Consider the following 13,495-nt stretch of genomic DNA (forward strand, 5'->3'; position numbering starts at 1 on the left):
AATGACTGTGGCTGCCCAATTAAATGCGATCTGTGATGCACAGCCTTTCGTGACGTGCTTCATGGTGCGCAATCTCCTGACCGGTGAAGAGATCGGCCGGGGAGAAAACGAGGAGACGCCATCGGGCAGCACCCGCAAGACGTCGATCATGATGGCCGTTCTCAAGGCCGCCAGCGAAGGGCGGATCGATCTCGACCAGCCCATTACCTATGAAAAACGGCTGGCGGAAGAGGTCGCGAGCGGCATGTTCCGTTATATGACGCCGGGTATCGTCATTTCGCTACGCGATGCCGTCGCCGGCATGATGGTGCTGAGCGACAATGTCTGCACCAAGATGGTGCTGGAACGGCTGACGCTGGAAGAGGTGGACGGCTATTGCAAATCGCTCGGCATGGCCAATACCCACCACCGTTTCCTCATCCCGCCGCTGGCGCTGGCGGCCGACCATCCGTTGAAGACCGTCACCACCACTTCGGCGGCGGATCAGGTGCTGCTGTTGCAGACCATTCTCGATGCGCAATCTTCGCCGGAAGCGCAGGCAAAGCTCGGTTGCAGCCCGCAATTGTGCGAGTGGGCGATGCAGACGCTGAAAAACCAGATTTTGCGGTATGGAATTCGCTCCCGCCTGCCTTTCGAGGCCGTGGTGGCCAGCAAGAGTGGCCGCGGCAAACGAGGGCGCATGGATGCCGGCATCGTCTACAGAAACGGCGCACCGTCCTTCATCATCACCACCTATACCGATGAGGTTCCGCAAACCATGCCTGACGGCACGCCGGGATACACCATCGCGCTTGAGACGATCGGCCGGCTGGCACAGGCCTGCTGGGACGGTTTTTAATCAATTACAATCAACGACAACAAAGAGGGTAGAACAGTGAAAAAACTTCTTCTCGCAGGCGTTGCCCTGCTGGTAACGGCCAACATCGCGGCGGCCCGCGATATCACCATTGCGCAAAGCTCGGATCTGCGCAGCAACAATCCCGGCGTGAATCGCGACGGCAATACGGACGGGGTTATCCTGCACATCGTCGAAGGCCTCGTCGGTTATAACAATGCCGGAGAGGTGAAGCCGCTTCTCGCCGAAAGCGTCGAGGTTGCGCCTGACGGCCTGACCTATACGTTTAAGCTGCGCAAGGACGTGAAATTCCACAATGGCAAGCCGCTCACCGCAGAGGATGTTGCCTGGAACTGGACACGTTATCTGAAGCCGGAAACAAAATGGACCTGCCTCAACGATTTCGCGGAAGGCGGGGCAGCGCACGTCACCGGCGTCAAGGCCACGGATGCATCCACGGTCGAGATCACGCTTGAAAAACCCTCGGCCGTTTTCCTCGGCCTGATGTCGCGGCCGGAATGCGGTTATACCGGTATGATCTCGCCGGAATCGGTTGCTGCCGATGGCAGCTTCGTCAAGCCGATCGGCACCGGGCCGTTCCAGTGGGACGAGTGGAAAAAAGGCGAATATATCCGCCTCGCCAAATTCGCCGATTATGTTTCGCCGGCAAATGACGGCAAGCCTGATGGCATGGTCGGCTCCAAGCGGCCGCTGGCCGACGGCATCAAGTTCATGGTCATTCCTGATGCTTCGACCGTGAAGGCCGGCCTTGAATCCGGCGTGCTCGACACGGCCGAGATTTCTCCCGATCTCATTCCGGAATTCAAGACCAATGACAAGATGCAGCTCATCGTTGCCCGCAACAACGGCAAGAACCTGTTCTACATCCAGACCCGCGACAAGGTTCTGAGCAATCCAGGCGTGCGCCGCGCCATGGCGATGGCGCTCGATCTCGATGAACTGGTTGCTGCCGCATCGAACGGCACGGGTGAAGCCAACGGCTCGATGGTCTCGCAGGACTCGGTCTATTTCGACGAGACCCAGAAAAAGCGTCCGGCCTATGACATCGAGGCTGCGAAGAAGGAACTGGAGGCCGCCGGTTACAAGGGCGAGCCGATCTCCATCATCGCCAACAAGCGTGGCAACGTGCCGAGCTTCCCGGCCGCCGTCATGGCGCAGGCCATGATGCAGCAGGCGGGTCTCAACGTGCAGATCGAGGTGCTGGATTATGCCACTCAGGTCGATCGCCGTCGCTCCGGCAATTATCAGGTGATCTCGCAGTCGGTCGCCCCGCGTCTCGATCCGGCGCTGATGTATGCCTTCTATGTCGGCAACAAGGACAAGAACGCCTCGCTGATGTGGGACGATCCGAAGGCGATCGAGCTGATGAAGGCGGCCTATGTCGAGGCCGACCAGACAAAGCGCCAGAAGATTTTCGACGAGTTCCATGAGCTGATGCTGAAGGAAATGCCGGGCATCTTCCTCTACGACATGGTCGATGTCTGGGGTGCCACGAAGAAGCTCAAGGGTCAGCCGGTCTGGCAGTCGAACGCCCGTCTCTGGGAAGTCTCGGTCGACAACTGATCCACTGTTGCCCGCGCCGGAGGCGGACCCCGGCGCGGGCTTTCCATCATAGGGTGCAAGGATTTGGCGGTGCATCCGCCGAAGCGCTTGCGCGTGCCCGTAAAGGGCGGAAATGCGAGGACAAGCCATGAACCGTGATGCCGTGATGTCGATTGCCGCCGAGGTCGAGGCCATGAAGCCCGACTTCACCACCCTAAGCGACAGCATCTGGGATTTTGCCGAGCTTAAATTTGAAGAACGGCAATCCGCTGGCGTTCTCGCCGCCGCGCTTGAGGAAAACGGCTTTGCGGTTCGCCGCGGCGTGGCAGGCATGGAAACGGCGTTCATCGGCGAATTCGGCAGCGGCAAGCCGGTCATTGCCTTCCTCGGCGAATTCGATGCGCTGGCCGGCATGAGCCAGGTGGCTGATGTGGCGCAGGTGCAGCCGCGCGAGGCGGACGCCACCGGCCATGGCTGCGGCCATAACCTCCTCGGTGTCGGCTCGTTGATGGGGGCCATTGCGCTCGCCCGGCATCTGAAAGCCAATAATCTGCCCGGCACCGTGCGTTATTACGGTTGCCCCGGTGAGGAGGGCGGTTCCGGCAAGACCTTCATGGTGCGCGCTGGCCTGTTTGATGATGTCGACGCGGCGCTGACCTGGCATCCGGCACCGTTCAACGGCGTGCGTTCCACCAACAATCTTGCCGTGCTGGAATATTTCTACCGTTTCAAGGGTGTTGCGGCCCATGCTTCCAACGCCGCCCATCTCGGCCGCTCGGCGCTTGATGCCGCCGAACTCATGAATGTCGGCGTCAATTTCCTGCGCGAACACATGCCGCAGGATTGCCGGGTGCATTATGCGATCACCGATACCGGCGGCAAGGCGGCGAATGTTGTGCAGGCCAAGGCCGAAGTGCTTTACCTGATCCGCGCCCCGGAAATGCGCCAGGCGCTCGATCTTGCTGCACGGGTGGACAAGGTGGCGCGCGGCGCGGCGATGATGACCGAGACCGAGGTTGAGATCGTCTTCGATACCGCGTCCACCAACCTTCTGCCTAACATCACGCTGGAAACGGCGATGCATGAAAACATGGTGACGCTCGGCCCCATCGCCTTCGACGAAGCGGATATTGCTTTCGCAAAGAGCATTCAGGATACTTTCACCGACGAGGCGATCAAAAGCAGCATCCGGCTCTACCAGATAAAGGGCGATGTTTTTTCCAACCGGATGATTGATGGTTCGACGCCCCTGCATCTCGGCCTGCGCGCTTTCGAGGGCCAGTCGCATTTCCGGGCGGGTTCCACCGATGTCGGCGACGTCAGCTGGATCACGCCGACGGCGCAGTGCTGGACGCCGGCCTGGGCGATCGGGACCAATCCGCATACCTGGCAGGTGGTAGCGCAGGGCAAAAGCCCCGCCGCTCACAAGGCCATGGCGCATGCCGCCAAGACGCTTGCATCGACCGGGCTTGCGCTGATGACCTCGCCGGAACTGCTCGCCAGTGCAAAGAAGGAATGGCAGGAAAAAACCGAAGGCAGCGATTACGTCTGCCCGATTCCTGCAGATGTCATGCCCAGTTCGCACAGATAGAACGTACCGTTCCAGCATCCTTTTCGCTGGATGATATGCGAGCTTGCGATTGAATTCGACCTGCCATCAAACTTGGCGTCATCCTCGGGCTTGCCCCGGGGATCCATGATTTCAACGGCTTATCTCTCCTCGCCGCAAGGGCGGGGAGGAAGCTCCGTTTTCCTTAATCTCCCATCATCACCGCCTTGTGTGCCGCTTCGTCGCCTGGCTGCGAAGAAAACATTGACGTTCGAACCAAAAATGGAATAAATATATCGAACAGCAGAAAATCGGTTTCATTATTCCGTTTTCTGAATGTGGAGATAGCGGCGGGCTTTCGGGTCCGCTTCCGGCTGGGAGAGGTGGCGCCGGACACTGTGGAGGAGAAAACAATGAAGAAGCTTATTATTGGTGCAGCCATGTCTGTGCTTCTGGGCACGGCGGCACATGCAGAAACCGTCGGTGTTTCGATGGCTCAGTTCGACGACAACTTCCTGACCGTGCTGCGAAACGGCATGCAGGATTACTCCAAGGAACTGAAGGGCGTTACCCTGCAGGTTGAAGACGCGCAGAACGACGTTGCCAAGCAGCAGAGCCAGATCCAGAATTTCATCGCGTCCAAGGTTGATGCGATCATCGTCAACCCGGTCGATACCGACGCGACGGCGGCCATGTCGAAACTTGCGGCAGAAGCCAAGATCCCGCTGGTTTACGTCAACCGCCAGCCGGTGAACGTGGACAGCCTGCCGGAAGGTCAGGCCTTCGTGGCATCTGAAGAAACCGTGGCCGGTACGCTGGAAACCAAGGAAGTTTGCCGCCTTCTCGGTGGTAAAGGCAAAGCCGTTGTCATGATGGGCGAGCTTTCCAACCAGGGCGCGCGCATGCGCACACAGGCCGTACACGATGTTCTGAAAACCGATGAATGCAAGGGTATTTCGGTGGTTGAAGAGCAGACGGCCAACTGGCAGCGCACGCAGGGCGCCGACCTCGTCACCAACTGGCTCTCCAGTGGTGTCGAATTCAACGCGGTCATCGCCAACAATGATGAAATGGCCATTGGTGCCATTCAGGCGCTGAAATCCGCCGGCAAGGACATGAAGGACTACGTCGTTGCCGGTGTGGACGCCACGCAGGACGCGCTTGCCGCCATGCGCGCCGGCGATCTTGATGTGACGGTGTTCCAGGACGCCGCTGGTCAGGGCAAGGGCGCTCTCGATGCGGCACTGAAGCTCGTCAAGGGCGACAAGGTCGACAAGAAGGTCTACATTCCCTTCCAGCTCGTCACGCCTGAGAACGTCAAGGATTACGTGGCCAAGAACTGACGATCCCGTTCCGGCATTTGCGCTCGATTGAAATAATATCGGGAGCAGATGCCGGACCCGGACGGCAACTGAAGGCGCAGCCTGCGGGCTGATGCAGAGAATATAATTTCATTGAATTCAAAGTGTTACAGCGCCCATGCCTGTCTTCGGTGACACGGCGCTGTAAGCCTCCCCGGAGGACGGCCGCGATTTTGCAGGTCAATTTTCCGGTCATTTTTGTCTATTGTGGAGGGTGAGATGGTCGTCAGTCCATCGACAATGGCCGCCGTGCGCGCCAGCGGCGCCGTGCCGAATGCAGAATTTCTTCTGGCAGCGGACGGTATACGCAAGGAATTTCCCGGCGTCGTGGCGCTTGATGATGTGTCGTTCCACCTCAAGCGCGGCACCGTGCACGCGCTGATGGGCGAGAACGGCGCCGGCAAATCGACGCTGATGAAGATTCTCGCTGGTATCTATCAGCCGGACATTGGTGAAATCCGTCTTAAAGGTGCTCCGATACGCCTCGATTCCCCACTCGACGCGCTCGAAAACGGCATTGCCATGATCCATCAGGAACTCAACCTGATGGCCTATATGACGGTGGCCGAAAACATCTGGATCCGCCGTGAGCCGAAAAACCGGTTTGGTTTCATCGACCATGGCGAAATGTACCGCCGCACGGAGACGCTTCTGGAAAGGCTTGGTATCGACCTCGATCCGGAAACGCGCGTCGGCGAGCTGTCGGTTGCGAGCCGTCAGATGGTCGAGATCGCCAAGGCGGTTTCTTACGATTCCGACGTTCTGATCATGGATGAGCCGACATCGGCGCTGACGGAACGCGAGGTCGAGCATCTCTTCCGCATTATCCGCGACCTCAGGGAGCGTGGCATCGGCATCGTCTACATCACCCACAAGATGAACGAGCTGTTCGAGATCGCTGACGAGTTTTCCGTCTTTCGCGACGGCAAATATATCGGCACCCATGCTTCCACCGATGTGACGCGCGATGACATCATCCGCATGATGGTGGGCCGCGAAATCACGCAGATGTTCCCGAAGGAGGAGGTTCCGATCGGCGATGTGGTGCTGTCGGTCAAGAATTTGACGCTTGATGGTGTGTTCCATGACGTGTCGTTCGATGTTCGCGCCGGCGAAATTTTAGGTGTTGCGGGTCTTGTCGGGTCGGGACGCTCCAATGTTGCCGAGACGGTGTTCGGCGTTACGCCGGCCTCCTCGGGTACCGTTGCAATCGACGGTAAACAGGTTGCGATCGACAGCCCGACAGAGGCAATCCGCCACCGCATGGCGTTCCTGACCGAGGACCGCAAGGATACGGGATGTCTGCTGATCCTCAATATTCTGGAGAACATGCAGATCGCCGTCCTGCAGGACAAATATGTCGCCAATGGCTTCGTGCAGGAAAACGCCCTTTCGGACGCCTGCGAAGAGATGTGCCGCAAGCTGCGGGTCAAGACGCCGCATCTATACGAGCGTATCGAAAACCTGTCCGGCGGTAACCAGCAGAAGGTGCTGATCGGTCGCTGGATGCTGACCAAGCCGCGCATCCTCATTCTGGATGAACCGACGCGCGGCATCGATGTCGGGGCCAAGGCGGAGATTCACAAGCTGGTTTGCGAGATGGCGCGTCAAGGCGTCGCCGTCATCATGATTTCCTCCGAAATGCCGGAGGTTCTGGGTATGAGCGACCGTGTCATGGTCATGCATGAGGGTCGGGTGACGGGTTTCCTTGACAGAAGTGAAGCCACGCAGGTGAAGGTGATGGATCTCGCATCGCGGTGAGGCGCGCCGGGATTTCTCGAGGAGGAACAACTATGAATACGAACGCCACCGCCAACGCAGAGTTGGATGCAAAATCCGGACGCAAGCCGCACAGGCGCATACCGCCGGAAGCCAATATCTTTTTTGTGCTGATCGGCATCGCGCTGGTCTATGAAATTCTCGGCTGGATTTTCATCGGCCAGAGCTTCCTGATGAACCAGCAGCGCCTGACGATCATGATCCTGCAGGTGTCGGTGATCGGCATCATCGCCGTTGGCGTGACGCAGGTCATCATTACCGGCGGCATCGACCTGTCTTCCGGTTCGGTTGTCGGTCTGACAGCGATGTTGTCTGCCAGTGTGGCGCAATCCTCGACCTGGCCGCGGGCGCTTTATCCGGGCCTCACCGACCTGCCATTCTTCATACCGCTTGCTGTCGGCATCTTGGCCGGGGCTTTGGCCGGGTTCATCAACGGGCAGCTTATCGCGCGAACGAAAATCCCCCCCTTCATCGCAACACTCGGCATGATGGTGACGGCACGCGGTCTTTCCAAGTGGTACACCAAAGGCCAGCCGATCTCCGGCCTGACCGATGGCTTCAACTTCATCGGTACGGGCATCTGGCCGGTCGTCGTTTTCCTCGTCGTCGCCATCATCTTCCATATCGCGCTGCGTTACACGCGTTATGGCAAGTTCACCTATGCGATCGGCGCTAACCAGCAGGCGGCACGCGTTTCCGGTATCAATATCGAGGCGCATCTGATCAAGGTCTATGCCATTGCCGGCATGCTGGCCGGTCTTGCCGGTGTCGTCACCGCAGCCCGTGCACAGACGGCGCAGGCCGGCATGGGCGTGATGTATGAACTCGACGCCATCGCCGCAGCCGTTATCGGCGGCACATCGCTTGCGGGCGGCGCTGGTCGCATCACCGGAACGGTCATCGGCACCATCATTCTCGGCGTCATGACATCCGGCTTCACGTTCCTCAGGGTCGATGCCTATTACCAGGAGATCGTCAAAGGCCTGATCATCGTCGCTGCCGTCGTCGCCGACGTCTACCGACAGAAGAAACGCGCCAAGCGCTAAGCACTCCTCCTCCCGGACTTGGGGCAGGCTTTCAGGCTTGCCCCTTTTTTTGCGCTGGCGTCGGAGATGCGGCTTGCCTTGAAGGGCAGGGGCGATCCTTGAAGGGAAGGGGCGTTTTTTACGCCTTGCTGTTTCGGTATTCGTGAACAGCCTTGCCGAAGGCCTCGAACAGGGCGCGCGACGGCGCATCCGTCTCGGCCCAATATTCCGGATGCCATTGCACGCCGACCGCAAAGCCCTTGGCGTCGATGACGGAAACGGCTTCGATGGTGCCATCCGCCGCCGTGGCTTCGACCTGCAGGCGCGGCGCGGTCTCGGCAATTGCCTGGCGGTGCAGTGAGTTGATCTGGATTTCACCCGACATGCCAAGATGCTGCGCAATGCACGAACCTTCGCGCACCTGCACCGGCTGGCGAATGGCGAAGGCCACGTCGCGGTCGTCATGTTCCGGCTTGCGGTGATCCCACACGCCGGGCTGTTCCTGAATTTCCGAAGCAAGCGTGCCGCCAAGCGCGACATTCAATTCCTGAATACCGCGACAGATCGCCAGCATCGGAATGCCGCGTTCGATGGCGCGGCGGATGAGCGGCAGGCTGGTCGCGTCACGCGCGGGATCGAAGGGACCATCGCTTTCCCGTGCTTCCTTTCCGTAAAGGGCAGGGTGAACATTGGTTGCCGAGCCGGAGACGAGCAGGCCGTCCACCCGGTCCAGAATGGCGTCGACCTCGTTGCCGTCCTCGAAGGCCGGAATGATGAAGGACATGACACCGGCGACCTTCAGAGCTGCGGAAAGATACTGGTTCTGCGCGGCGTGCCAGTCGGCTCCGGTGAAATGCCTGATGTCGGCGGGAACGGCAATGATGGGTTTTGGCATGGTTGCTCCGGGGCGAATCTTCGAAATTTGTGCGACTGCCGGTGAACCAAGTCAAGCAGGTGTTTTGCGTTTTGCCGGTAGTGGATGCGCCTAAAGTATAAGGCGGCGCGAGGATATTTCAGTTGCAAATAAAATACGAAGGAGACTTTCCGAAAAGGCCGGTTTTCCGCGATTAATTCTTGGGGCGGGTGCTTGTCAGCCGGGCGGTAACCGTGCTTACTTTGCTGCGATGCCTGAACAGCAAAGAGGGGAATTCAAGCTGCGGGCAGCGTTCATATCTGGGAGGATATAGATGGATCGCCGTTCCTTTATGAAAAAAGGTGCGCTTGCGGGAGCCGCTACGGCTCTGGCCGCGCCCGCCATTGCACAGCAAAATACCAAGATTAACTGGCGTCTGACGTCGTCGTTTCCGAAATCGCTCGACACGATCTATGGCGGCGCCGAGGACATAGCCAAACATGTTGCCGCGGCAACGGATGGCAATTTCACCATCCAGCCCTTTGCTGCCGGTGAAATCGTGCCCGGCCTGCAGGCGGCCGATGCCGTGTCGTCAGGCACGGTGGAAATGTGCCACACCTGCTCCTATTATTACGTCGGCAAGGACCCGACCTTCGCCATCGGCACGGCGATACCCTTCGGCCTTAATGCCCGCCTGACCAATTCCTGGTTCTACGAAGGCAACGGCAACAAGCTGCTCAACGAATTTTACGCCAAGCACAATCTTTACGGCATGATCTCAGGCAATACCGGTGCCCAGATGGGCGGCTGGTTCCGCAAGGAAATCAATACCGTTGAGGATTTCAAGGGCGTGAAGATGCGTATTGCCGGTCTCGCCGGCAAGGTGGTGGAAAAGCTCGGCGTCGTGCCGCAGCAGATCGCCGGCGGTGACATCTACCCGGCGCTGGAAAAAGGCACCATCGATGCCGCCGAATGGGTCGGCCCTTACGACGACCACAAGCTCGGCTTCCAGAAGGTGGCGAAATATTACTATTACCCGGCTTTCTGGGAAGGCGGCCCTGTCATCCACTCCTTCGTCAATCTGGACAAGTGGAACAGCCTGCCGAAGAACTACCAGATGGCGCTGCAGGATGCTTGCGCCTTCGCCAACACCAGCATGATGGCGAAATACGACGCCAAGAACCCCATCGCCATCAAGCAGCTGGTTTCGGAAGGTGCCGTATTGCGGCCGTTCAGCCAGGAAATCCTCGAGGCCTGCTACAAATCGGCACTGGAAGTGTACGCCAATATTTCTGCCACCAATCCAGACTTCAAGAAGATCTACGAGGACCAGGTCGCGTTCAAGCGCGAAGGTTACCTTTGGATGCAGCTTGCGGAATACACTTTCGATACGTTCATGATGATCCAGCAACGTAACGGTAAGCTCTGATTATTCAGTGACGGCGGCGGACCTGGCAAAGGCCCCGGAAACTTCGGTTTCCGGGGTTTTTGTTTGCGTGTCAGCCTTCATGCGCCCGACAAGAAAGGGTGATTTACGATCAAGCTATTGGGCGCAAAAGCAGCAGGCTCCGGGGCCAGCCGGAGTGTCGGCGAGGATAGGCCACGCCGACCTCGGCAAAGGCCTTGCTCTCAACTGTGGAGGTGATGTGATGTGGAAACCACTGAGCATTACGCTTTGGTTTAGGAAGAACCGGACGGGCTGGTCTGTCTCCGTCCGGTTCAATTTTCTAAGCAGATAAGCAAAGGGAAGGCGGGGCTGGAACCCTGTCTTCCACTCCACAATCATAGGCGTTTCGCCCAGCCCTTACAAGACGACTCTTACGGCCCGATCTTCGGCGGTTCACCGAGGTTTGGCATGCCCGGCAATCCACCCGGCTGGCCTCCAGGCAGGCCGAAATTGGGCATTGTGTTGCCGCCCTGATTGCCGAAAGCGGGGATTTCGATCTTGATGGAGTTCAGATCCACATCGGGCGCCTTGTCGAGCCAGTAGGTGACGGATTCCGGCCAGAAGATCACGATGGCGACGAGGATAAGTTGCATGCCGAGCCACGGGATGGCGCCCATGTAGATATCCGATGTCTTGACCGAGCGCGGCGCGATGGAGCGCAGATAAAACAGGGCAAAACCGAAGGGCGGATGCATGAAGCTCGTCTGCATGTTGATGCAGATCAGCACGCCGAACCAGATCAGGTCGATACCGAGCGACTGGGCGATCGGCGCCAGCATCGGAATGACGATGAAGGCGATCTCGAAGAAATCGAGGAAGAAGGCAAGGAAGAAGATGAAGATATTGACGAAGATCAGGAAGCCGATTGGGCCGCCCGGAATGCCTGACAGCATATGCTCGATCCACAGCGAGCCGTCCATGCCCTGAAAGACAAGGGAAAAGCAGGTGGCGCCGACGAGAATGAACACCACCATCGAGGTGATGTGCATGGTCGAATGCATGCCCTGTTTGACGAGATCCCAGGTGAGGCGGCGGTGGGCGGCGGCGAGCGCCATGGCGCCGACGACGCCGAGCGCGCCGGCCTCCGTCGGGGTGGCAAGGCCGAGGAAGATGGTGCCGAGCACAAGGAAGATCAGCACGATGGAGGGGATCATGCCCGCCAGCACGCGGAACACCAGCGCCCGGTTGAGTTCGCCACGCGCTTCCGGCGGCAGCGCCGGCAAATCCTTCGGTCGCAACATCGACATCACGAAGATGAAGAGCATGAAGATCGCCACCTGCAGAATCGATGGGCCGATTGCGCCGAGATACATGTCGCCGACGGATTTGCCGAGCTGGTCGGCGAGAACGATGAGGACGAGGGACGGCGGGATGACCTGCGTGATCGTGCCCGATGCGGCGATGACGCCGGTGGCAAGCCGCGGATTATAACCGTATTTCAGCATGATCGGCAGCGAGATGACGCCCATGGTGATGACGGAGGCGGCAACCGTGCCGGTGATTGCGCCGAGGATCGCGCCGACGATGATGACGGCATATGCGAGACCACCGGGAATGGCGCCGAACAGCTTGCCGGTTCCCTCAAGCAGATCCTCCGCCAGTCCGCATCGCTCGAGGATTGCGCCCATGAAGGTGAAGAAGGGGATGGCGAGCAGAAGGTCGTTGGAGACGATGCCGAAGATGCGCAACGGCAAGGCCTGCAGAAAGGCCGGCGAAAAATGCTCGGTGAAGATGCCGATGACACCGAAGACGAGGCCGACAGTGGCAAGTGAGAAGGCAACCGGAAATCCGTAAAGCATGAAGATGATCATGCCGAGGAACATCAGAGGTGGAAGAATACCATATTCAAACATGGGAAATATCCTGAAGGTTCAGATCGGCGCGATCATTGCAGGGGCTTTTCATACTTCGTATCGAGCGCATAAAGCCCGTTGAGGGCGCCTATGCGCTTGATGAGTTCTGAAAACCCCTGAAGAACCAGCAGGGCGAAACCGGCGAAGATGACGAGTTTCACGGGCCAGCGGATGAGGCCGCCGGCATTGGAGGACATTTCGCCCTGATGCCAGGAGAGCGTGAACATGGGCCAGGACAGCCAGGCCAGATAAAAGCAGCCGGGCAGCAGGAACAGCACGATGCCGATAATATCCACCCAGATGCGGTTGCGCGGCGAAATCGCCCCATAGATGATGTCGACACGTACATGCTCGTTCATGCGCAGCGTATAGGATGCGCCGATCAGCACGATGAAGGCGAACATGTACCACTGGATTTCCAGCCAGCCGTTCGAACTGTAATTGAAGGCATAACGAACCATGGCGTTGCCGGCGCTGACAAGGCAGCAGATGAGCACCAGGTAACCGGCGACCTTGCCCAGAGCTTCGCTCGCAAGGTCTATCAAAGCACTTATTTTTAAAAGCGATTTCATGACTTTCCCCTCTTCCCTTGCCGGGCCCTTTGCGGGTTATGGCGAAGAAGAAAGCCGGGAACTTCCTCGGGGCGGCCGCGCTTCCACGCCTGTCCGCTCCTGCAAATTCCAGATTCCTCCCCACGGAATCCGTGTATGGGCAGGCTGCTTGAAAAGCAACCAAAACCGCCACAAAACGGTCCAAATAACGCCTCTATTCGACTATTGGCGTAGGACCATTGTTCAATTGCCGGTGCTGTTCTGTTTGTTCCGTATCGCCCTGGCGACGCGATGTTCTTTCACAGAGAACGCATTGCGCTTTTCGACGACTTCATGTTACCTCTGGCTACGGAGAGTCCGGCATGAGCCCGTAATCATACGCGGGAGAAATCGTCTTTTATGACGGCATGACGGATGGAGCAAAGGGGAAGCGGAATGAGCGAACACCACACGGGTCCGGTCGAAGTTGGCGCCGAGATGAATTACGTCGAGCACGAAAAGACCTATAACGGCTTTCTGGCTTTGACGAAATACGGCACCATGCTCCTGTGCGTGCTGATGCTGGCCATGGTCGCTGGCTTCTTCACCTCTGCGGGTTTTCTTGGTGGTCTTATCGTATTTCTGGTGCTCTCGGCCGCAGGCTTCATTCTGTTGCGCTGAACGATCTCCTTCGCGAGTG

Annotated in this window: 11 protein-coding genes; 8 read left to right on the forward strand and 3 right to left on the reverse strand. The window is 58.5% G+C overall.

Features of this window, described 5'->3' with window-relative positions:
* The first annotated feature begins 1 nt into the window (after position 1).
* From EXN68_RS20685 to EXN68_RS20715, 6 genes are all read left to right on the forward strand, one after another.
* Positions 2-838 (forward strand): serine hydrolase, encoded by an 837-nt coding sequence (locus tag EXN68_RS20685; protein ID WP_161991421.1) that lies wholly within the window; start codon positions 2-4, stop codon positions 836-838.
* A 36-nt stretch (positions 839-874) separates the two neighbouring features.
* Positions 875-2,419 (forward strand): ABC transporter substrate-binding protein, encoded by a 1,545-nt coding sequence (locus tag EXN68_RS20690; protein ID WP_161991422.1) that lies wholly within the window; start codon positions 875-877, stop codon positions 2,417-2,419.
* Positions 2,420-2,546: 127 nt separating this feature from the next.
* Positions 2,547-3,989 carry a M20 family metallopeptidase gene (locus EXN68_RS20695; protein WP_142842646.1) on the forward strand — a complete coding sequence of 481 codons (1,443 nt, stop codon included), beginning with the start codon at positions 2,547-2,549 and terminating at the stop codon, positions 3,987-3,989.
* Between the two features lie 371 nt (positions 3,990-4,360).
* Complete coding sequence (locus EXN68_RS20705; protein ID WP_142842647.1) at positions 4,361-5,290, forward strand: sugar ABC transporter substrate-binding protein; 930 nt, start codon at positions 4,361-4,363, stop codon at positions 5,288-5,290.
* A 237-nt stretch (positions 5,291-5,527) separates the two neighbouring features.
* Positions 5,528-7,069: a sugar ABC transporter ATP-binding protein gene (locus tag EXN68_RS20710; RefSeq protein WP_142842648.1), complete on the forward strand. Its 1,542-nt coding sequence runs from the start codon at positions 5,528-5,530 to the stop codon at positions 7,067-7,069.
* Between the two features lie 32 nt (positions 7,070-7,101).
* Positions 7,102-8,133 (forward strand): ABC transporter permease, encoded by a 1,032-nt coding sequence (locus EXN68_RS20715; protein ID WP_142842649.1) that lies wholly within the window; start codon positions 7,102-7,104, stop codon positions 8,131-8,133.
* Positions 8,134-8,251: 118 nt separating this feature from the next.
* Here the strand turns inward: EXN68_RS20715 and EXN68_RS20720 are convergent, their stop codons facing one another.
* Positions 8,252-9,007, reverse strand: a complete 756-nt coding sequence (locus EXN68_RS20720) for a gamma-glutamyl-gamma-aminobutyrate hydrolase family protein (RefSeq protein ID WP_142842650.1) — start codon at positions 9,005-9,007, stop codon at positions 8,252-8,254.
* 292 nt (positions 9,008-9,299) lie between these two features.
* On the opposite strand from EXN68_RS20720, the gene EXN68_RS20725 reads away from it, so the two are divergent.
* Positions 9,300-10,394 (forward strand): TRAP transporter substrate-binding protein, encoded by a 1,095-nt coding sequence (locus EXN68_RS20725; protein ID WP_142842651.1) that lies wholly within the window; start codon positions 9,300-9,302, stop codon positions 10,392-10,394.
* A gap of 389 nt (positions 10,395-10,783) precedes the next feature.
* On the opposite strand, the gene EXN68_RS20730 is transcribed toward EXN68_RS20725, so the two are convergent.
* Both EXN68_RS20730 and EXN68_RS20735 read right to left on the reverse strand, forming a co-directional pair.
* Positions 10,784-12,265: a TRAP transporter large permease gene (locus EXN68_RS20730; RefSeq protein ID WP_142842652.1), complete on the reverse strand. Its 1,482-nt coding sequence runs from the start codon at positions 12,263-12,265 to the stop codon at positions 10,784-10,786.
* Between the two features lie 32 nt (positions 12,266-12,297).
* Positions 12,298-12,837, reverse strand: a complete 540-nt coding sequence (locus tag EXN68_RS20735; protein ID WP_142842653.1) for a TRAP transporter small permease subunit — start codon at positions 12,835-12,837, stop codon at positions 12,298-12,300.
* Positions 12,838-13,251: 414 nt separating this feature from the next.
* Here EXN68_RS20735 and EXN68_RS20740 point away from each other — a divergent pair, with 414 nt between their 5' ends.
* On the forward strand, positions 13,252-13,476 hold the full coding sequence (locus tag EXN68_RS20740) for an aa3-type cytochrome c oxidase subunit IV (protein WP_161991423.1): 225 nt from the start codon (positions 13,252-13,254) through the stop codon (positions 13,474-13,476).
* The last annotated feature ends 19 nt before the right edge of the window (positions 13,477-13,495 follow it).

Origin of the sequence: Martinezella rhizogenes (genome assembly GCF_007002745.1) — a bacterium.
Taxonomy (GTDB): Bacteria; Pseudomonadota; Alphaproteobacteria; order Rhizobiales; family Rhizobiaceae; genus Agrobacterium; species Agrobacterium cucumeris.